The sequence below is a fragment of the Klebsiella terrigena genome, from assembly GCF_006539725.1.
In the GTDB taxonomy this organism is placed as follows: domain Bacteria; phylum Pseudomonadota; class Gammaproteobacteria; order Enterobacterales; family Enterobacteriaceae; genus Klebsiella; species Klebsiella terrigena.
On record NZ_BJNO01000006.1, the window covers coordinates 160,574 to 181,442 of the forward strand.

Sequence of the window (20,869 nt, forward strand, 5' to 3'; positions counted from 1 at the left end):
CGCGATGGCGCCGATCGGTTATTTATAGCGGCTGGCATTCGCCTGCAGGAGGCATTGATGGAGATTAACTCAGTATACCGGATCGCCGCCGGGCTGGAGCAGGTCTGGCAGTCGCGGGTATTGGGCGCGGTAGGCAATAGCGCCATAAAGGTCATAAAAATGGGCGGTGAGGGGATCGCCGCCGAAGCGCACGATGACTTCGACGAACTGCTGCTGGTGCTGGAAGGGGCGCTGCCGCTGGTTATCGACGGCAGACGGTTCAACCTCGCCGCCGGCGATTACTGCTTTGTGCCGAAGGGCGCCGTGCACCACGTTCCGGCCGGTAGCTTCGGTACGCTGCTGCTGGTTGATATCAGGGACGCGCCGCTGGATTAATCGCTGCCGACCGGCAGGTTTCAGAACGGACTGGCGCTGCTGGCGTTGATTGGCTCCCCGCTGATCGGGTGGGTAAAGCGCAGCTCGCTGGCGTGCAGCATCAGGCGCGGCGTGCTCTCGGTGCCGGGTAGCAGCAGGCCGCCGTAGAGATCGCAGCCTAAAATGGGGTGCCCCGCGAGCTGACAGTGAATGCGCAGCTGGTGGGTGCGACCGGTCTCCGGGGTGAGCCGCACGCGGGTCAGCGGCAGCAGCGTCCCGTCTTCACCCTGGCGCTGCAGGCGCTCAAGCACCCGATAGCGGGAGCGGGCCGGCTTGCCGCGGGTGGCGCAAATGGTCATCCGCGGAAACAGCGCCGGGTCTTTGGCGATGGGGGCGTCTATTACGCCTTCATTATCGGTCAGGTGCCCGCACAGCAGCGCGCTGTAGACCTTGCTCACCGCGCGTTGGCTAAACTGCTGGCAGAGGGCGGCGTTGATGGCCTTGCTGCGGGCAATCACCATCACGCCGGAAGTGCCGAAATCGAGACGATGAACCAGCGTACAGCCGGGAAAGGTCTGGACTAACCGATGATGCACCGAGTCGAGATTGCGCGGGTTTTTCCCCGAGAGGCTGAGCAGGCCGGCAGGTTTTGCGATCAGCAGCAGATGATCGTCCTGATAAAGGATCTCAATTTCTGCATGGCACGGCGGGGCAATAAAGGTATCAACGATCGTAGACATCGGGCGGCTCGCCTGGGAAAGAGGAGGCGGATGATAGCGAATTTTCTGCCAGCTGGCGAATTCGCTATCTAGCCGGCGACGGACGCAAACCGCCGGTTTTATTACTCAGGACTGGCGGGCATCCCGGGATTTAATATGCTGCCAGAAGCGCTCGGCCGACTGGTTAAGCCGCGAGCCGGAACGATACATGTAGGCCCCGATCGGCAGCGAGAGCGTGGTGTCCATAATGGCCAGGCGGCCCTCATCGAGCTCGCGCTGGATAGAGTATTGCGGCAGCCAGCCTACGCCGTCGCCGTTGAGGATCATCCGCTTAAGCAGCTCGCTCATCGACGAGACGAAGGTCAGCGAGAAGGTGATCCCCGGCGTGCGGTCGATAACCTGATTTACCTGGCGCCCCATATAGCTATCGTTGGCATATCTCATCAGCGGCAAAACGCCGCGGTGCAGATGAAAGAGCGGCCTGCCGCTCTCATCGCAGGGCGTAACAAGGTGCACCGAGGAGTCGAAAATTTTGTGGTTAATAAACGGATAGTTCATTAACTCCTCATTATAAAACGACAGAATAAAGTCGCTCTTGCCTTCCTTAAGGTTAAATACGGCTTCGTTAACGTTAATGGATTCGACGTGGAAGGTTTTATTTTTTATATCGGTGTAGCCGGCAATTAATTCCGGAAGGACTAAAACAGAGAGCGACGGAGCGGCATCGATTCTTATTTTCTGAGTAGTGTTATTTAGCCCCTTAATGCGACTAATCTGAAAGTCCATATCGTCCAGCATATTTCGCGCATAGCCGACGAAAATTTTGCCACGAGTGGTGAGCTGCAGCGGGTTAACCCCGCGGTCGAAGATGCTGAAACCCAGCGACGCCTCGAGCGCCTGAATCCTGCGGCTGAACGAGGATTGCGATATATTTCTGGTTTTAGCCGCCAGAGTAAAGCTTCTGGACTCCTCCAGAGCAATGACATCGTACAGCCACTTCACTTCAAGATTAGCCAGCACGGATCCGTTCCTTAACGCTGTATTTAATGCTATGCAATTTTAGCATAACGCATAGAAACTATGCAATTAACATAACTAACCACAGGTGTTAACATTTTTCTCAGATTTAGCGTATTCCTAAGCAGTTAATACGAGTTTCGTAAAGCACAGGCGATACCCTACGAGCACCGCTATAAAATCGCTGCTCCAGGCTGCTCATCCTGTTATTTCATTTTGCTGTGGATTTTTTACACCGGAATTCACAGAAGAACGCAATGACGGGCTGAAATAATGAATACATCTTACCTAGCCAGCTGTTTGTCAGGAGTTCCATGCCACGTATCGAATTAGTAAAACAGGCTCTGCACGAGCTTGGTATTAAGGATAGCAGCGAGTTATTTTATAACCCCGATTACGACCTGCTGATTGCCCATGAAACCAGCCCGGAACTCACCGGCGCAGCGCGCGGCGTGATGACCGCATCCGGCGCAGTGGCCGTTGATACCGGGATATTTACCGGACGTTCACCGCGTGACAAATATATCGTCAGAGATGACCTGACCCGCGATACCGTCTGGTGGTCCGATGCCGGGCTTGGCCGCAACGACAATAAGCCGTTAACGCCGCAGATTTGGGCCAGCCTCAAAACGCGGGTTGCCGGACAGCTGAGCGGTAAAAAGCTGTACGTGGTTGATGCCTGGTGCGGGGCAAGCCCTGATACGCGCCTCGGCGTGCGCTTTGTCACCGAGGTGGCGTGGCAGGCTCACTTCGTCAAAAACATGTTTATCGTTCCCGAGGCTGAGGAGCTGGAACAGTTCACGCCGGACTTCGTGGTCCTCAACGGCGCGGGCTGCACCAACGACCAGTGGCAGGAGCAGGGCCTCAACTCCGAGAACTTCGTTGCCTTTAACCTGAGCGAGAAAATTCAGCTTATTGGCGGCACCTGGTACGGCGGAGAGATGAAAAAAGGGCTCTTCTCGGTCATGAACTATCTGCTGCCGCAGCAGGGCATTGCTTCGATGCACTGTTCGGCTAACCGCGGCGAAGAGGGCGACGTGGCCCTGTTCTTCGGCCTTTCCGGTACCGGCAAAACGACCCTCTCCACCGATCCTCTGCGCCAGCTTATCGGCGACGACGAACACGGCTGGGATGACGACGGCGTGTTCAATTTTGAAGGCGGCTGCTACGCCAAAACCATCAACCTCGATCCGCAGGCGGAACCGGAGATTTATCAGGCGATTCGCCGCGATGCGCTGCTGGAAAACGTGGTGGTCCGGGCTGACGGCACGGTGGATTATGCCGACGGCAGTAAGACCGAAAATACCCGCGTTTCATACCCGCTGTCGCATATCGAAAATATCGTCAAGCCGGTCTCTCGTGCCGGCCATCCGGCGCGGGTGATTTTCCTCGCCGCCGACGCATTCGGCGTGCTGCCGCCGGTTTCACGTCTGACGACCGAACAGATGCAGTACCATTTCCTGTCGGGCTTCACCTCGAAGCTGGCCGGCACCGAGCGCGGTATCACCCAACCGACGCCAACGTTCTCCGCCTGCTACGGCGCGGCGTTCCTGCTGCTGCACCCCACGCAGTACGCCAGCGTGCTGGCCGCCAAAATGGCGGAAGCGGGCGCCGAAGCCTGGCTGGTCAATACCGGCTGGAACGGGGAGGGTAAACGCCTGTCCCTGCGCGATACCCGCAGCATTATCAGCGCTATCTTAAACGATACTACCGGCCCTCTGCGCACCGAGACGATCCCGGTCTTTGGCCTGGCTATTCCGCAGAGCATCCCGGGCGTTGACAGCGCGCGGCTCGATCCGCGCAGCGGCTGGAGTTCTGCCGACGGCTGGCAGGAGAAAGCCGAGAGTCTGGCCCAGCTGTTTATCGATAACTTCAGGCAATATAGCGATACCGAGGCCGGCGCGCGCCTGGCGCTGGCGGGCCCGAAGCTTGAACCGTCCGCCGCTACGGCAAACTAATCCGCAACGCTAAATAGCGTCGCCCGCGCTCAACCCGGATGGCAACACGTTTGCTGTCCGGGTTTTTCTGTTTCTGGCAACCGGCTGAACGCGCATTAGCGGTCAACGTCGGCCGCGCCGGCTTTCGCTTGCCCGCTTCTTTAGTCAATACCGCTCCTTACGTCAATATTGCCGGCTCCTCTCCTTGTGGTGTTTTAAATGTCCGATACTGGACTTGAAAAATATTATTTTATTATTTCATTTATTAATTTGGCATTTTCATTGTTGTCGTGAATGTTATTTATTTTTGCGGTGTGGCTTTATTTAAAATAAATATTGGCGGGTGACAGGTGCGCCAGGCCTGTGATGTCGGGCTTATGGCGCGGGTCGCTTTTAATTAGCGATTGCCGTTACGGGTTATTTGAATTTTTCACACTTTACGCCGCGATGAATTTAGAGTAAAAACAAAAAGCCGCATTCTTTATAGTGACAATCTTTCAGGTTAAGTGATTAATTTATTCAGGAGATAAGTATATATGTCTGAATCATTTCAGAACGAAATACCTCGTGCGCGTGTAAATATAAAGCTGGATCTTTTGACGGGGGGCGTTCAGAAGAAAGTTGAGCTCCCGCTAAAGCTCCTGAGCGTGGGTGACTTCAGCAACGGCAAGGCAGAGGGCACGCTCTCTGAGCGCGATAAGATAGACATCAACAAGAACAATTTTAACAGCGTCCTGGCTAATCTTAATCCGGAAGTCAATCTCACCGTTAAAAACACCCTCGCCAGCGATGGTTCTGAAGAAAACGTGAAGCTCTTTTTTCACAATATGAAGGACTTTGAGCCGGAAGCGGTGGCGCGGCAAATTCCACAGCTTCGGGCAATGCTCGCGATGCGTAATCTGCTGCGCGATTTGAAATCAAATCTTCTGGATAATATGACTTTTCGGAAAGAACTGGAAATTATATTAAAAGACCCCGCGCTTTCCGCAGAGTTGCGTAATGAACTGAATGCGCTTGCCCCGACCCAGGATTAATTACTGGACATTTTTATCACGGAATAATGACGAGTAAATGCTAATGTCAGTCAATAACGAATCCCAGAATCTGGCGGGTGGCGCCGTTGTCGAAAAACACCTGCCGCAGGGTGGGGTATATGCCTCACTGTTTGACAAAATAAATTTAACACCGGTGGCTGAGCTCGGTGATTTAAACGGTTTTGATGATACGACCGTCATGGCGGAAACCTCCGCCGACGCGCGCGTGACCGCCGCGGTGAAAGTGTTTATGCAGTGTCTGCAAAAATCCGGGCACAAAGTGGAGAAGCTGGATAAGACGATCCTCGACCATCATATTGCGGAGCTGGATTTTCAGATTGGCCGCCAGCTTGATGAAGTCATGCATCACCCGGATTTTCAGCGCACTGAGGGCGTCTGGCGTGGGCTCAAATCGCTGGTGGATAAAACCGATTTTCGCCAGAACGTCAAGCTGGAGCTCCTCGATTTGTCTAAAGAGGAGCTGCGCCAGGACTTCGAGGACTTTCCGGAAATTATCCAGAGCGGGCTGTATAAGCAGACCTATATCGCGGAGTACGACACCCCGGGCGGCGAGCCTATTGCCGCGGTTATCTCGGCCTATGAGTTCGATGCCTCCGCTCAGGACGTGGCGCTGATGCGTAACATCTCAAAAGTCGCCGCCGCCGCGCATATGCCGTTTATTGGCTCCGCGGGACCGGCGTTCTTTTTAAAGGAGAACATGGAGCAGGTTGCGGCCATCAAGGATATCGGCAACTACTTCGATCGCGCCGAATATATCAAATGGAAAAGCTTCCGCGACACCGACGACTCTCGCTACATCGGCCTGGTGATGCCGCGCGTGCTGGGCCGCCTGCCGTATGGCCCGGATACCGTGCCGGTGCGCAGCTTCAACTATGTCGAAGAGGTGAAGGGGCCGGAACACGACAAATACCTGTGGACCAATGCCTCCTTCGCCTTTGCGGCAAACATGGTGAAAAGCTTCATCAACAACGGCTGGTGCGTGCAGATCCGCGGGCCGCAGGCCGGCGGCGCGGTGCAGGACCTGCCCATTCATCTGTACGATCTCGGCACCGGCAATCAGGTGAAAATTCCGTCAGAGGTGATGCTGCCGGAAACCCGCGAATTTGAGTTCGCCAACCTCGGTTTTATTCCGCTTTCCTATTATAAGAACCGGGATTACGCCTGCTTCTTCTCGGCAAATTCGGCCCAGAAACCGGCGCTGTACGACACCGCGGACGCTACCGCAAACAGCCGGATTTGCTGGATAAAACATAAGGCACTCTGTTATTTCGGAGCATATTTTCGGGGAAAGTACCGGGTTGATTGCCACGAAGGTCTTTCTGAAGAGTATTTTCCTGAAAGGAAAAAGGACGGAATTCATGGCGGAAGAAAACGCGGCAGGTAATGAGAGCAGCCCCTCAATGACCTGCATAAAACCAGAATGGGACGACAGTGGACAGGTCTGCTGGCCCGGCATACAGAATCAGAAAAAATCAGAGAATGCTAAAGCTGTTTTGCTTCAGCCACCTGTCAAAGCGATCCCCGTTATCTTCCTTCCCGGAGTGATGGGGACTAATTTGATGACAAACAAATCCTCACAAACCGAGGGTATTTGGCGTGGCGATAGTTTGGGTGGCGTATATCTTAAATGGGCAGGAGTAGACGGGGAGCGCAGAAGAAAACTACTTAATCCTGACTCCACGAAGGTGGATAACCGTGGGGATATCAACCAGACCATCTATTCTCCGCTTTCCGATGACGGAAAATTATTTACAACCCGCCGGGAGAGGGGCTGGGGAGAGGTTTTATCCTTCAGCTACGGTAAGTTTTTAAGCGTCCTGCAGGGCGCATTGATGGATGACTGGCAGCAGGCTCTTGTTAACTACGGCAAATCAGTGCCGGAGAAAAATGGCGTGCTAGGTCAGTTGGTCGGTAAAACTCTGTCTGAGGGCGAATATGCTGAAATTACCGGCGAATCTGTCCTGACTCAGGGGGAGTTGAACCATTTCCAGAACTTTTTATTCCCGGTTCACGTCTATGGCTATAACTGGCTGCAGGATAATAAAACCTCGGCAGAAGGACTGGTAACCTTTATCGACAGAACTATCAGCCTCTACAAAAATCAGCGCGGCCACGGCATGCCCTTTCCCGCCGGGCAGGAAAAAGTCATTATCGTCACCCATTCCATGGGCGGGCTGGTGGCACGCTATGCGTCGCAGGTCTGCGGGGCAAAAGATAAGATTCTGGGGATAGTGCATGGGGTGATCCCCGACCTTGGCTCACCGGCGGCGTACCGCCGTATGAAGGTTGGTGCAAAACAGGAGGGCATGGCCGGGGCGGTGCTGGGTAATACCGCGAAAGAGCTGATGCCGGTCCTGGCCAGGGCTCCCGCGCCGCTTCAGCTTTTGCCCTCGGCGAAATACCTTTCTGGAGCTCCCTGGCTGACCGTGGAAGGTGCTGGCGAAGATGGCAGCGATGTCAAACTGCCGCAGACCCGGGATCCCTTCGGTGAAATTTACCTGAATAAGACCCTCTGGTATCGCCTGTATGAGTCCGACATTATCGATAAGGATGAAAATATCTACAGTCAAAATTGGAAGGATTATTTCGAATTGATGAAAGGTAGAGTGCGTCCTTTTATTACTGAACTAGATGATAAATATCACTCTAATACATATGTCTTCTACGGCCATAACATCGCCTCTGACGGTACCCTGACGTGGCGAAAAACCTCCATTACCTACCCGAAAAATAGGCATGAAAGTGACAGGAAGCAGCCAAACAACTACCGGGAGATCCCCCTGCCTTTTAATCGGTCTCAGATGTATGTGGTCACCTCGTCAAAAACGCCGGGAGATGGCACGGTACCGGTGGAATCGCTGAGCGCCATATGCCGTAACAGCGAAATCAAAAGCGTTCTGGCAACTGGAGTTGACCATCAGGATGCCTACAAAGTCAGCAGCCTGAAGGATATACAGACCAGGCCAGCCCTGCGGTTTACCCTCAGGGCCATTGTGAAAATGGTTCAGGAGATCCCGATCCCATGAATGTTATTCGGCAGCTTACAGCATTATCTCTTATAGCGGGCAGCATGTTTGTTATTGCCCCGGCTACAGCATCCACGCCAGTGCAGAAGGACAGTGCAGTGATAAAAACTCTGTTTGCGCAAACCAAACCGCAATGCATCGGGCGCTATGTGATTGACGTTCCCGAGTCGTTCAACAATCAGCTTCACGATATGATTTTTATCGATGACTTTAAAATTGAAAGCAAACCTCTCTATCCACCCGCCTTTAAACAGCGGGTGCAGTTAAGGGAGCAGGTGCTTAATGATGTAATAAACAATCCAGGGAATAAGCCAGAAAATGCACCTTTTATAAAGCAGATTATTCGACTACAGAACGGTAAGGGTGTGATCTATGATCGAAATAACTCTGGTTCTGCGGACTCATTCCGGCATCTGGAAGCGCATTTTTATATAAATGGCATCGCTTTTATTATCACAACCAAGATTTTAGACTTGTCTGCTGCTAAGTATGCGGATGAGAAAAAATTGTATATCAACGCTGGTTTTTCCGGGGTAGAGACTAACACCAAACCAGCCAAGTTGGCTGCCCTGCAGTCCCTGATGTCAAGGCTTAGTGGCAGGAAAGATGAGGATATTCCGTCAGCTAAAGGGGTGTGTATTCCGAATGGATTTATCGTGGATGATGGTGAAAAGCATAAGGAAAGCCTCACATTCCGGTATGAAAATGATGATTTTGTTTTTGGTGTCGATATGGACAATACAATCAAGGGCTCAGACGACACGTTGTTTAACCGCAGCGCGAAAATTAATGAAGCACTTAAAACATCAAATCAGTACACCATTAAAAAAGTGGCACTCTCACCGCACGGCATTCAGGCAGAGTCATGGTTATTCGGCGGTACCCAAACCATCAGAAATTTTGCGACGGGAAAAGATGAAAAGAACACATTCTATAATTTTATGCTTTATGCTAATGAGCGAGATGCTACATCGGATAAGCCGAATCTTAATATTGGGTTCGGCAGTGAGTATAAAAAAACGCGCTACAGCGAAGCGCAGATGATTGAAATCTGGGACAGGCTGGTAAATTCCCTGCGCTATAAGTAGTTGCCAGAAAAGCCAGTAATTCTTTTCGTATACTTTTAGATTGTTTCTATATAAAGGATTTTATAATGAGTTTAGGCTATTTTTTAAGAGTCGGTGATAGTACTACCTGCGGTGGGAAGATCCTTATCGGCGATCCAACGCTTCAATGGTATGGCGTCTTTGCTGCCAGAGAAGGGGATATGGTTAGCTGCGGTAATTACCCGGGAATTTTTAAAGTCTCAGGAGGAGTCGCTGCTACCTTCGACGAAGGACAGGCGCTGGCGGGGTCGCTTGATAGTTTTAGCTCCTGCCCATGCCAGGCAAAATTTATCCCTACTATTCTGGATAGCTACTCAAAGGACTAAGAAATATGAGGCAGGGTTTGAGAAATCTATCCCTGATGTAAAAAGCCTAAATCTTTAATAAAACCAGAGCCGTTCATATCGCTCTTAGACTGTATCCACATTGCGTAGGTAATGAAAAATACAAAAGAATCCTGCGGAAGAACTTAAATATGAATAATCAATGAAATATAAACCTCAATCAAAACTATTACTTGCCAGTCTATCATTCTTGATTTTCGTCGTTGCATGCTAAACTAAACCGAAAACTATTGAACGTAACGAAAACATAAAAGTTGTCAGCCCATTCTCAGCTTCAAATACTGATGGGGAATGCTATAAAATAACTGCTGAGTATAAGGATTATTACGGCCGCCTGGCTGAAAATGATCATCCATTACAAATTCCTGAGATTAAAAATAAAGATATCACTGTCAGTCTATATTTTTTAATATGAGAGTGATTGTAAGGAAGAAGGCATTTAATTTAAATCTGTCGTATTAATAATTGGCAGTTATTAGAGTTTTCAGAGCTAACCTTTAAGGTAATAAGAGAGGGGGCTAACTCCATCCGTTTGATCCTTCCTAATCGACTCATAGATGCATTAAAAATTTGCTTGTGGTGTAAAATAAAGCCAAATTGTTTTGCTGTCTATAAAGTTTAAGAAGTCTTCTTGAATGGGTTGCCCCTGTTTGTTACACCAATCTTCTTGCGCCTGCCTCTTCTGTATGGAGTGGGTTTGATAAAAAATATTATGGATTGATGTTTGTAAGGATAAGAACAAAAAGTTTTTTAACAATGCACCAATATGGACTTTTTATATTTACGCTTAAAATAATCTACAGGAAATAATAGTCAGCCCTGAAATATTAAATACTAAGTCTATCATTCTAAAGTTAATCATGGATTGTTAAGTTATTCGACTCATTAACGGACATCGGTGGCGATTAAGTAACAAAGAACATTACTAATGATTCTTACATTTACTTCGCTTTTTGGGTTTTAAATACAATACAGCAAGTATCGAGTTTTACTATGGCATGGCCTATACCTGATATTCCTGAGCAGAAATCATTTCCAGAACCAAAGTATTGGTTCTGGATGATAGTATTAATATTGATGTTAATTACAGGCGCTATTTCCAGCGTATGGATCTGGAATATGGCAACTTACGCTAAAGTTTTCTTCTACGGTGCCTTGCCAGCATTGTTGGTTTGGCTATGTTTATTCGGGGTAATGTTAAACCGCTATGAACAGTCTGTCGCAGCCGGCCAGGCATGGACCCTCGAAACGGAACGAACTAAAGCTAACTGGCGCAGCTGGAGTCGAAGGCAGCTAGCCGTAGTTGGTAATGTTTTATTTTCCCCGGAAGAGAAGGGAATGGAGGCGCTATTGGGTGAGCTGGATAAGGTGCCTGCATATCCTAAAAAAGCCCGTCCGTTATTCAATTCGCCATATAGTTTTCCAGATTTAATGAAAAAAATAGATCGTGATTTGGAGATTCAGCACCCAGGTTATCGTTATTTTCTTCATTCTATTTATGTTTTTCAATCTCCAGGTGGATTTGATGAGTATCGTAAAGAGTCGATTTCTCAGCAATGGGATCTTATACCCACTTCAGGTTATTTCAGAGAAATAGTGGAGTCTCTCTTCAACGTAAAGAGTTCCGACGGTTTGATATTAATTCTTTGTCTTCAGGATTGGCCTGCTTCAGGCGTAGGGCAGTCAAGCGAGTTTATTTCTGCTCAGCTTATCTCTTCCCCCAGCTTTGCTCACCAGCATTCACTGCCTGTTATCGCCGGCATGACTCGTATGATGCCGCTGGAGGAAGGGAAACTTATTAAAGAATTAGATATGTTATTTGAATATGTCCAGCCTGATAAAGAGAGTCTGGAATACGTTTGGCTGCAGGGAACGGTTGAAAAAGCTGCAGCAGAAATCATGCAGTATGCAACAGACCATCAGTGGTCTCTGCCGGAAAAAAGACCGCTGCATTCGATCGATCTTTCTTTTGGGCCTCCAGGGGAGATGGCTTTACCACTTTCTTTAGTCATGCTGGCCGAAGCTGCCAGCAAAACAGGTAAAGATCAGCTGCTGGTTAATCAGACGACGCAGCAAACAGGAACACTTTGCTTGATTACCAGGGAGCTTTACCCATGATTGAACAAAAAATAATACCAAACGCACGTTATGGCTCATGGGGATTTTTCCTCCTGATTATTGGTCTGGCGGGAGTAAGTGCTTTTTTAATTTTTATCAACCTGGACAGTTTGAACAGCATTGGGATTTCAACTCAGAAAATCTGGACAATCTGGGGAGGCGTGTTTGCCGTCTTGCTTTTTGGCCTGATTGGTTCACCTGTCTGGTGGCGATGGAAACAGAGAAGAAATCAGGCCGTCTACAAGCCACAGGAGCCTGGCGAAAAAATGGAGTCTCTCTTCGTTGAGGGTAGAGGTACCGTTCCGTTTTTGCCCAGCCTTAAAAAATATCTCCGATTCCGATATAGGCTTTTATGGCGCCACAAAGTCCACCTGCTGCTGGTGACGGGCGACGAAGCCACGATTGAAAAACTGGTTCCAGGCCTGCAGCAGCAGCAGTGGCTTGAAGGCAACCGTACCGTTCTGATTTACGGCGGTAGTCTGACTGCAGAACCGGACAAGGAAAAGTACACCGCGTTACGCAAGCTGCGTCGCGGGCGTCCACTGGACGGGATTGTCCGGGTCATGCCTCAGTCGCTTAACCTGACCCCGCAAATCAGTGACAGCGACCTTCGCGGGCTGGAAAAAATCAGTGAATTGCTGCATTACTCAGCACCTGTCTGGCTGTGGCGGCTGTGTGACAGTAAATGGGCGCAGACAACGCACACTGAGCAGGCGGTCGGGGCAACGTTCCCGCTGCGTGCAAAAGCTGATGATATTGCCCGTCAGCTCAAGCTGATGCTGCCGTCCCTGCGAACGCAGGGAGTGAGCCAGATCGCGGAAAACAACAGTCACGACTTCCTGCTGCGCCTGGGCCAGGACCTTAAAGACGGTGGCATCGCTCGCTGGACTCAGCAACTGGTGCCATGGCTGGCAGCCTCCCAGCAGCGCGTTCCGCTGCGTGGCCTGATGTTCAGTCTACCAGGGTATAAACCTGTCGATACGGCAGAGGGAGCAGCCGGTACTGAGACATTTATCCCTGAGTCACAGCGCCATGCGCTGACCCTGCCGTTAACCTGGCAGGGTATTGTGGATGACTGTACCCGCGTGCGTGGCCGCCGTGTCGGTATGGCGTGGGAGCAGACGCTCGCCTGGACGCTGATGGCCATCATCGGTGTTTGGGGAGCGGGGACGCTGCTGTCGTTTACAGTCAACCGCCAGCAGATAGTCTCTGTTGCGCAGCAGACTCATGCTCTGGTGGAGCATCCCTCGGTATCGGATCACCAGCTGACGGCCCTGCATATTCTCCGCAATGACGCCGGTCGCCTGCTGCATCATGTCCGGGAGGGGGCGCCCTGGTATCAGCGCTTTGGTCTGGACCATAACCAGCAGCTACTCGACGCGATGCTGCCGTGGTATGGCGTGGTAAATAATCGCCTGATACGCGATCCGGCGAATGAGGCCCTGACGCAAAAGCTCACCGTGCTGGCTAACTCGGCGCCTAACAGTGACCAGCGTGTCCAGCTGGCGAAACCGGGCTATAACCAGCTTAAGGCCTGGCTGATGATGGCCCACCCGGATAAAGCCGATGGCGCGTTCTACGCGCAGACCATGAAAGCCGTGCAGCCGACGCGAACAGGCATCTCCACCGGCCTGTGGCAGAGTCTGTCCCCGGATCTGTGGGCATTCTACATAACTGAACTGCCACAGCAGCCACAGTGGAAAATCACGCCGGATGCGCAGCTGATCGGGCAGAGCCGTCAGGTGCTGTTGCAGCAGATTGGACGGCGAAACGCCGAAAGCACGCTGTATGAAAACATGCTCAAATCGGTGCGTCGTAATTTTGCCGATGTTTCTCTGGAAGACATGACCAGCGGTACCGATGCCAGCCGCCTGTTTACCACTGATGAAGTGGTGCCGGGGATGTTCACCCGTCAGGCATGGGAAGGTGGCATTCAGCAGGCCATCGAGAAGGCGGCCAGTTTCCGTCGAGATGAAATCGACTGGGTGCTGAGCGATTCCCGCAAGTCAGTCTCGGCCGATCTGTCGCCGGAAGCGCTGAAAGCGCGTCTGACCCAGCGCTATTTCACCGACTTTGCCAGCAGCTGGCTGAACTTCTTCAACAGTCTCCACTGGAATCCTGCCAACAACATTGCCGACGTCACCGACCAGCTGACGCTGATGAGTGATGTGCGCCAGTCACCGCTGATTGCCTTAATGAATACAATCGCCTGGCAGGGGCAAACCGGCGAGCGGAGCGAAGGCCTTTCGGACTCTATCATCAAATCCGCTAAAGACCTGATGAGCGGGAAAGACAAGCCCATAATTGACCCGTCTGCGTCAGGCCCACTGGGACCACTGGATGAAACCTTTGGCCCGCTGCTGACGCTGATGGGCAAAAGCAAAGGCGGCAATGTGATGTCGGCCGACAGCACCCTGAGCCTGCAAACTTATCTCACGCGAATTACCCGAGTGCGTTTACGCCTGCAACAGGTGGCGAGCGCTACCGATCCGCAGGAGATGATGCAGACCCTGGCGCAGACCGTGTTCCAGGGTAAAAGCGTTGACCTTACCGATACTCAGCAGTACGGCAGTCTCATGGCGGCAAGTCTGGGGGAAGAGTGGAGTGGTTTCGGCAATACGATGTTTGTTCAGCCCCTGACTCAGGCATGGGAAACGGTCTTACAGCCCTCAGCCGCCAGCCTTAACGACCGCTGGAGCCGCTCTGTGGTGGCGAACTGGCATACGGCCTTTGATGGTCGCTTCCCGTTTGCGGTCAGCAAAAGCGATGCCTCGCTGCCAATGCTGGCTGAATTTATCCGCAAGGACAGCGGACGCATTGACCGGTTCCTGACCACCGAACTTAACGGTGTGCTGCATAAAGAGGGCAGCCAGTGGGTGCCGGATACGGCGCACAGCCAGGGGCTGACGTTCAATCCGGCGTTTTTGCGGGCGGTCAACCAGCTTAGCCAGCTGTCAGACATTCTGTTTACCGACGGCAGCCAGGGAATCAGTTTTGAACTGCAGGCACGACCCGCATCTCAGGTGGTGGAAACCCGGCTGACCATTGACGGGCAGAAATTGCACTACTTCAACCAGATGGCCGGGTGGCACTCTTTCCGCTGGCCCGGGGACACCTTCAAACCCGGAACCATGCTGACGTGGACTTCTACCAGCGCGGGGGCGCGTCTGTTCGGCGATTATAGCGGCAGCTGGGGCTTTATTCGCTGGCTGGATCAGGGTAAACGTCAGCGGCTCGACCGCAGTCAGTGGATGATGAGTTTTACCGCTCCGGACGGCCGCACCCTGCAATGGGTACTGCGCTCCCAACTGGGTAATGGTCCGCTGGCGCTTCTGGCGTTACGCAACTTCAGCCTGCCGGAGCAGATATTCAGTGTGGATGCCTCTGCGACCTCTCAGGCTCTGGCAAGTTCGGAGAATTTAGCCATAGATGGAATGGAATAATGACGACATTACAAAGTGTACTTCAGGCCTGCTGCGCCGATGAAAAGACGCTCTTGAGCAGTGCTCGGGCGCACAGCGCTGATTGGGAACGCTGGCTGAAGCCGATTGGCGACAATGAGCCAACCGGAGTGGATCCTGGATACGACGATGATTTTCAGCGTATCCGTGAAGAGATCAACAAACTTTCCGACACTGATACCGGCCTGATTTGCCGGCTGGCGGAAAGGCTGCTGACCGGCACCAGTAAGGATTTACGTGTTATCACCTTTTACGTTTGGGCACGTCTGCATCAGGATGGTGAGCTTGGGTTTACGCAGGGACTTGAGCTGATGGCCTCGATGCTGGAGCGGTTTGGCAGCCGATTGCATCCTCTTCGCGATCGCAGCCGTAAGGCTGCCCTGGAATGGCTGGGCAGCAGCCGTGTGACAAACAGTCTGTGTCTGTACCCTGAGGTTGATATGTCTATCATGCAGCGCATTACCGCTGCGCTGTTGCTGGCTGAACAGACGTTCCAGACGTTTGATGAGAAAGCCCGGCCAGAATGGGCAGGACTGTATCTGGCTCTGGATAACAGGCTGGTACAAAGCGGGGGAGCCAACAGTCTGGTGCCACAAACTAGCCGGGAAGAGGGCACGATTGCCGCGTCAGCGCCGGTGATGAACACCGTCACCTCGGGACGAGATTTGCTCGATCAGGCCAAAGTGTTGGCACAATATCTTCGCGATCGGCCGGGAGGCTGGCTGGCCGGGCACCATCTGCTGAAGTGCGTACGCTGGGATACGCTAATGGAACTTCCGCCGCTGGATACGTCCGGGCGCACCCGCCTGGTGCCACCGAAGCCAGACAACAAAGCGCACCTCAAGCGCCTGTACCTGCAGAAAAGCTGGTCTGAACTGCTGGAGCATACGGACACTTTACTGGCGCAGGGCGTCAACCACCTTTGGCTGGATGTGCAGTGGTATGCATGGCAGGCGCTGGCGAAACTGGATAATGACACTGTACGTGCAGACATCCTGTGCCGCGATCTTAAGGGCTTACTGGCACGTCTCCCGGGGCTGGAAGTACTGGCTTTCAGTGACGGCACACCTTTCGCCGATGAAGCAACGCTGAGCTGGATAAGCGAAAGCGTGCTCGACGATATGCCCGGCTGGAAAGATGAGCCGGTATCAGCTGCGGTTGCTGCAGGCGATGATGTACTAACGCTGGAGCCTGAAGTGCTGGCGAAAGCAGACGATGAAGGCATTGAAGCCGCGCTCAACTGGCTGCAGGTACAGCCGGGTTATACCTCCTCCCGGGACCAGTGGCTGATGCGCCTGTTAATGGCCAGGGTGAGTGAACAGTACGGTAAACACGAAATGGCACTGCATCTGTTGGGAGAACTCGACGGAAGCGCCAGGGTACTCACGCTTGAACAGTGGACGCCAGAGCTAATGTTCGAAGTAAAAGCCCGCAGGTTAAAGCTGTTACGGGGTAGGGCCGGGCGCAGTGAAGCAGACAAAACGCGGCTGCAACCTGAAATGGACGCTCTGCTATCCGGGCTTATCTCACTGGATCCTGTTCGGGCAGTTGTACTCTGCAGCGGATGATAATAGGTTTGAACCGTTCCATAAATATGGAAAATATTCATAAATTATAACTTCAAATAATATACCTGATGCTTTGGACGATACGCCTGATAAATCAGTGCCCCTCAAGAGAAAAACATTGGTATTGGAATTTAGATAATACTAAAAAGACTGGCGGTGATTTAAAAACTCTCCCGGAGGGTTATGTTTAAAAAAGATAAAATTGTTTCGGTATCAATATTAGTTTGTATCAATGTCGTGTAGGCAAAGATTTCGATAAATCAGTAAATCCGAAGTTATTAGGTTTTAGATGCCTTTTTAGAGCTTATTATTTCGCTATCCGGTAAACAAACATTAATAAAGACGAATCTATGGACGACTTAACCCTGCGTTATTACGACGCTGAAATGCGCTACCTGCTGGAAGCCGGGGAAGAATTTGCCCGTGCTCATCCTGAGCAGGCGGCAATGCTCAATCTGGATAAAGCGGGCGCGCGCGACCCGTTTGTGGAACGCCTGTTTGAAGGCTTTGCTTTCCTGATGGGCCGATTGCGCGAGAAGCTCGATGACGACCTGCCAGAATTGACCGAAGGGCTGGTCAGCCTGCTGTGGCCGCATTACCTGCGCACCATACCGTCAATGTCGGTAGTGGAGTTCACCCCGGACTGGGGCGAAATGAAGGAGCAGATGCGTATCGACAAAGGCTTTGAGGTACATTCCCGACCGATCGGTGAGAAGGGTACGCGCTGTCGTTACTCCACCACGAAAGCGATAGACCTTCAGCCCTTCTCGCTGGAACGCGTCAGCCTGGCGACCGACTCTGATGGCCGCTCGGTTGTCACGCTGCGCTTTAGCTGCAGCAAGCTGGCGGACTGGAGCCGTATCGATCTCAGCCATGTCCCGCTTTACTTCAATGCCGACGCGCCTCTGGCCTGCGCCATGCACGAAGCCTTCACCATGAATGTGGCCAGGATGTGGCTGCGAATGCCCGGTGATGTGGAAAGAAAACCGCTGGACGGGTATTTCACCGCGCTCGGGTTCGGTGATGGTGATACCCTCTGGCCGAAGGGCAGCAGTAGTTTCAGCGGCTACCAGCTGCTGCTGGAGTACTTTACCTTCCGCGAGAAATTTATGTTCACCGGCCTGTGTGGGCTGGAGACCGTCGCGTTCCCCGCTGAGCTCCCCTGGTTTGAAATCGACGTGGTGCTGGCTGAGCGCTGGGAGCATGACTTCAGCTTTACCGGGAAGCACCTGCGGCTGAACTGCGTACCGGTAATTAACCTGTTTCCACTGGAATCCGATCCGCTGACGCTCAACTCGTTGCAGACGGAATACATGCTGCGCCCGATGCGGGTACAGGATGGTCATACCGAGATTTACGCCGTGGATTCGGTGATGTCATCAAGCCAGCATACCTACGTCCCGTTCTCGAGCTTTCGCCACAAGGGCGGGATGATGCGCCATGAAGCGCCGGAATACTACTATCACACCCGCCTACGCCGCGGACCGTCCGGTCTGCATAACACCTGGCTAATTCTTGGTGGCGAAGCGTTTGATACTCACACCGTGCCGATAGATGAAAGCCTGTCCCTGACGCTCACCGGCACCAACGGTCAGCTGCCTCGTCGGGCCCTGCAAAGCACCGTGCTCGATACGGTGGTGAAAACCACCTCAGTCAGCATCGCTGTTCGCAACCTGTGTGCGCCGACGCTGCCTTGCTATCCACCGGATAGGGATCGCTTTCACTGGCGTGTGCTAAGCCATCTTGGCAGCGGTTTTCTCTCGATGATGGATAACGCAGAGGTGCTCCGCGGTACCCTGGCGCTGTATGAGTGGACAGACAGCGAGATGAACCGGCGCCGTCTGGAGGCCATTATCGATGTGAAGCACAGCGAAACCGAGCGTTTTGAGCAGGGCTACCTGGTACGCGGCGTGCAGATTGACGTCATGCTCGATAGCCACGGCTTTGCCGGAAGAGGGGATATCTGCCTGTTTGGCGAGATGCTGAGCCGCTTCTTCGCGCTTTATACCGACATCTATCTGTTTAATCGCCTGATTATCATCCTGCAACCGACCGGAGAACGCCTGGAATGGGAAGAGAAGCACAACCGACGCATTCCCGGCTGACCCTTCAGCTGGAGGCAGACCTTCACCGTATTAACTTTTACCGTTTCTGCCAACTGCTGGAAAAGCTCCATCCGGATAAACCGCTGATGGGCACAACCAGCCATCCCGCTGATGATCCTGTACGCTTTGCTCCTCATCCGGGAATGGGATTTCCGGTCAGCGAACTGAAAGCCGTCGAATATGACGAAGACGATGACGGCACACCAGCGGTCATTCGTACCACCTTTATGGGGATGTACGGCGTCGATTCACCGCTGCCGACCGCTTATCTCGATGACATCGCCCAGCGCCGGGAGGGGCATGAGGCCATCCAGAGCTTTTTGGATATCTTCAGCCACCGCATCCTGACCCAGTTTTATCGCATCTGGCGGAAGTACTCCTGGCCTGCCACGTTCGAGCCCGGAGGGGGCGACAATATTTCGCAGTCGCTGTTGGGACTGGTGGGGCTGGGGATCCCCGGAACCGCAGAGCATATAGCCACCCCGGTGTCGCGCTTTCTGGCTCTGCTCGGCGTGTTACGCCAGCCCGGAAAAACTCAGGAGGGGATGCAGGCGCTGGTGAGCCTGCTGGCACCCGACACCACCGTACAGGTGAGCCCGTATTGCCTGCGGCCGGTAGCGGTCAGTCAGCCACTGGGCTTTTACGGTGATGACGATTTTCTCCTGGACGGCAACACACCGCTTGGCGACGAGGCGATGGATGCCAGCAGCCAGCTGCTGATTGCGCTTGCAACGGATAACCGGCAGGAAGCGCAGGGCTGGAAGCCGGATGGTCTGCTGTATCCGGATTTTCTGGTGATGCTAAGGGTCTATCTGGGCTGGCGCTTTAAGGCAAAAATCACCCTAACGACGTTGACTCGCTTGTTGGCCGTTCCTCTGCTTGGCGAAGGTCATTTCTGGCTTGGCATGAATGGCGTGCTGGGAGCTGAAGATCGCGTGTTCCAGGACGATATCCCGCAGACCTTTACGACGGAACTGGGTTATTACAGCGGCATGAACCCCGCCATACCACAACAAGGAAACCGATGTGTTACGTACAAGTTCGACTAAAATCGCCTGCTGGCTGCTGCCGCTGGTGGCGTTCAGCCTGACGGGCTGTGGGGTGACGCAGAGCGTCACTGAGGGTACTAAATCGGCCTTCAGCGCCATTTTTTACAAAAAAATTAAAGTCTTGCATCTCGATTTTATAGCGCGCGAGGCGCTGAATACCGATGCACGTGAGAGCAATTCGCTGTCTGAACCGCTGGTAGTGCGGGTGTATCAGCTGAAGGAACGCAAAACCTTCGACAAGACGGTATATCAGCAGCTGCTGAAAGAGGACGATACCCAGCTGAACGCCGATTTGCTGGCCACGCGTGATGTGGTCGTGAAGCCGGGTGGGGATGCGAATCTCGATATGCCAATGGAGGCCGACGCGCAGTTTGTGGCCGTTGTCGGGCTGTTCCGTCATCCGGATATGGTGAATAACACCTGGAAGCTGGTCATCGAACGTGAAGACCTCGATCCTGATAAACCGCGTATCCTGGAAGCCGGAAACAACCATCTGAGATTACAGCCCGTTAAGGATGATTAATGTCACAGGGACACAATACCCCCTCATTATATGAAATTCTCTACGGCAACTTCACCGGTGGCCTCGACCTCAACCACGTCAACGAGCAGGACCAGGCGATCCTGTCCGTGCTGGACAACATGCAGCGCATTCTCAACTGCCGCGCCGGCACGCTGGCGCATCTGCCGGACTACGGCCTGCCGGATATGACCAAAATCCTGCAGGGTATGCCCGGTACCGCCCATGAACTAATGGGGACGCTGTCGGCCGTTTTGCTCAAATACGAACCGCGGCTGAAAAGCATTAGCGTTATTCTCCTTGAGCAGGCGATCCCCGGCGAGCTGCGCTATGCGATCGATGCGGAGCTGAAAGGGGTGGGCCTGGTGCGCTATGGTACCGAGTTTATGCCCGAGGGGCGGATATTTATTCGCCACCTAAAGCAGCAGCATTATTTCGACAGAAATCCCCGCATGTAGGGATGCCGGGCAGGCCGGTACGATATCTTCCT

General features: G+C 52.7%; 15 protein-coding genes and 2 pseudogenes. 15 read left to right on the forward strand and 2 right to left on the reverse strand.

The window, feature by feature from the left end:
• The first annotated feature begins 57 nt into the window (after positions 1–57).
• On the forward strand, positions 58–375 hold the full coding sequence (locus RTE01_RS10135) for a cupin domain-containing protein (RefSeq protein ID WP_041146139.1): 318 nt from the start codon (positions 58–60) through the stop codon (positions 373–375).
• Positions 376–395: 20 nt separating this feature from the next.
• Here RTE01_RS10135 and RTE01_RS10140 read toward each other — a convergent pair whose 3' ends face one another.
• The gene (locus RTE01_RS10140; protein ID WP_134526601.1) at positions 396–1,094 is read right to left on the reverse strand and encodes an RluA family pseudouridine synthase; all 699 of its coding nucleotides are present in this window, start codon (positions 1,092–1,094) and stop codon (positions 396–398) included.
• 105 nt (positions 1,095–1,199) lie between these two features.
• Positions 1,200–2,093, reverse strand: coding sequence for a LysR substrate-binding domain-containing protein (locus RTE01_RS10145; protein ID WP_115192421.1), 894 nt, complete (start codon positions 2,091–2,093; stop codon positions 1,200–1,202).
• A 311-nt stretch (positions 2,094–2,404) separates the two neighbouring features.
• Here RTE01_RS10145 and pckA point away from each other — a divergent pair, with 311 nt between their 5' ends.
• The 14 genes and pseudogenes from pckA (at position 2,405) to tssE (ending at position 20,837) form a co-directional block, all read left to right on the forward strand.
• Positions 2,405–4,048, forward strand: a complete 1,644-nt coding sequence (gene pckA / locus RTE01_RS10150) for a phosphoenolpyruvate carboxykinase (ATP) (RefSeq protein WP_115192422.1) — start codon at positions 2,405–2,407, stop codon at positions 4,046–4,048.
• A 515-nt stretch (positions 4,049–4,563) separates the two neighbouring features.
• On the forward strand, positions 4,564–5,061 hold the full coding sequence (gene tssB, locus RTE01_RS10155; protein WP_134526598.1) for a type VI secretion system contractile sheath small subunit: 498 nt from the start codon (positions 4,564–4,566) through the stop codon (positions 5,059–5,061).
• A gap of 37 nt (positions 5,062–5,098) precedes the next feature.
• A pseudogene (tssC, locus tag RTE01_RS10160) lies at positions 5,099–6,319 on the forward strand (type VI secretion system contractile sheath large subunit); the annotation flags it as partial.
• A 121-nt stretch (positions 6,320–6,440) separates the two neighbouring features.
• Positions 6,441–8,108: a lipase family alpha/beta hydrolase gene (locus RTE01_RS10165; protein ID WP_134526595.1), complete on the forward strand. Its 1,668-nt coding sequence runs from the start codon at positions 6,441–6,443 to the stop codon at positions 8,106–8,108.
• The gene (locus tag RTE01_RS10170) at positions 8,105–9,196 is read left to right on the forward strand and encodes a T6SS immunity protein Tli4 family protein (protein ID WP_134526592.1); all 1,092 of its coding nucleotides are present in this window, start codon (positions 8,105–8,107) and stop codon (positions 9,194–9,196) included. The genes RTE01_RS10165 and RTE01_RS10170 overlap by 4 nt, the downstream gene beginning before the upstream one ends.
• A gap of 65 nt (positions 9,197–9,261) precedes the next feature.
• Positions 9,262–9,540, forward strand: coding sequence for a PAAR domain-containing protein (locus tag RTE01_RS10175; RefSeq protein ID WP_134526589.1), 279 nt, complete (start codon positions 9,262–9,264; stop codon positions 9,538–9,540).
• 657 nt (positions 9,541–10,197) lie between these two features.
• Positions 10,198–10,368: pseudogene (locus RTE01_RS26705) on the forward strand (DUF7079 family protein); the annotation flags it as partial.
• Positions 10,369–10,551: 183 nt separating this feature from the next.
• Positions 10,552–11,676, forward strand: coding sequence for a hypothetical protein (locus RTE01_RS10185; RefSeq protein ID WP_134526586.1), 1,125 nt, complete (start codon positions 10,552–10,554; stop codon positions 11,674–11,676).
• Positions 11,673–15,119 (forward strand): ImcF-related family protein, encoded by a 3,447-nt coding sequence (locus tag RTE01_RS10190; protein ID WP_141334969.1) that lies wholly within the window; start codon positions 11,673–11,675, stop codon positions 15,117–15,119. The genes RTE01_RS10185 and RTE01_RS10190 overlap by 4 nt, the downstream gene beginning before the upstream one ends.
• Positions 15,119–16,705, forward strand: coding sequence for a type VI secretion system protein TssA (tssA, locus tag RTE01_RS10195; RefSeq protein ID WP_134526583.1), 1,587 nt, complete (start codon positions 15,119–15,121; stop codon positions 16,703–16,705). The genes RTE01_RS10190 and tssA overlap by 1 nt, the downstream gene beginning before the upstream one ends.
• Positions 16,706–17,055: 350 nt before the next feature.
• Entirely contained in the window at positions 17,056–18,810 is a 1,755-nt protein-coding gene (gene tssF / locus RTE01_RS10200; RefSeq protein ID WP_134526580.1) for a type VI secretion system baseplate subunit TssF, read from the forward strand.
• Complete coding sequence (gene tssG, locus RTE01_RS10205) at positions 18,774–19,859, forward strand: type VI secretion system baseplate subunit TssG (protein ID WP_134526577.1); 1,086 nt, start codon at positions 18,774–18,776, stop codon at positions 19,857–19,859. The genes tssF and tssG overlap by 37 nt, the downstream gene beginning before the upstream one ends.
• Complete coding sequence (gene tssJ / locus RTE01_RS10210; RefSeq protein WP_134526574.1) at positions 19,837–20,382, forward strand: type VI secretion system lipoprotein TssJ; 546 nt, start codon at positions 19,837–19,839, stop codon at positions 20,380–20,382. The genes tssG and tssJ overlap by 23 nt, the downstream gene beginning before the upstream one ends.
• The gene (tssE, locus tag RTE01_RS10215) at positions 20,382–20,837 is read left to right on the forward strand and encodes a type VI secretion system baseplate subunit TssE (RefSeq protein WP_123708335.1); all 456 of its coding nucleotides are present in this window, start codon (positions 20,382–20,384) and stop codon (positions 20,835–20,837) included. The genes tssJ and tssE overlap by 1 nt, the downstream gene beginning before the upstream one ends.
• Positions 20,838–20,869 lie beyond the last annotated feature (32 nt).

Bases quoted from the DNA above. Each gene is read 5' to 3' on its own strand.
- RTE01_RS10135 (WP_041146139.1), top strand. From the start codon at position 58: ATGGAGATTAACTCAGTATACCGGATCGCCGCCGGGCTGGAGCAGGTC.
- RTE01_RS10140 (WP_134526601.1), bottom strand. From the start codon at position 1,094: ATGTCTACGATCGTTGATACCTTTATTGCCCCGCCGTGCCATGCAGAA.
- pckA (WP_115192422.1), top strand. From the start codon at position 2,405: ATGCCACGTATCGAATTAGTAAAACAGGCTCTGCACGAGCTTGGTATT.
- tssB (WP_134526598.1), top strand. From the start codon at position 4,564: ATGTCTGAATCATTTCAGAACGAAATACCTCGTGCGCGTGTAAATATA.
- RTE01_RS10165 (WP_134526595.1), top strand. From the start codon at position 6,441: ATGGCGGAAGAAAACGCGGCAGGTAATGAGAGCAGCCCCTCAATGACC.
- RTE01_RS10170 (WP_134526592.1), top strand. From the start codon at position 8,105: ATGAATGTTATTCGGCAGCTTACAGCATTATCTCTTATAGCGGGCAGC.
- RTE01_RS10175 (WP_134526589.1), top strand. From the start codon at position 9,262: ATGAGTTTAGGCTATTTTTTAAGAGTCGGTGATAGTACTACCTGCGGT.
- RTE01_RS10185 (WP_134526586.1), top strand. From the start codon at position 10,552: ATGGCATGGCCTATACCTGATATTCCTGAGCAGAAATCATTTCCAGAA.
- RTE01_RS10190 (WP_141334969.1), top strand. From the start codon at position 11,673: ATGATTGAACAAAAAATAATACCAAACGCACGTTATGGCTCATGGGGA.
- tssA (WP_134526583.1), top strand. From the start codon at position 15,119: ATGACGACATTACAAAGTGTACTTCAGGCCTGCTGCGCCGATGAAAAG.
- tssF (WP_134526580.1), top strand. From the start codon at position 17,056: ATGGACGACTTAACCCTGCGTTATTACGACGCTGAAATGCGCTACCTG.
- tssG (WP_134526577.1), top strand. From the start codon at position 18,774: ATGGGAAGAGAAGCACAACCGACGCATTCCCGGCTGACCCTTCAGCTG.
- tssE (WP_123708335.1), top strand. From the start codon at position 20,382: ATGTCACAGGGACACAATACCCCCTCATTATATGAAATTCTCTACGGC.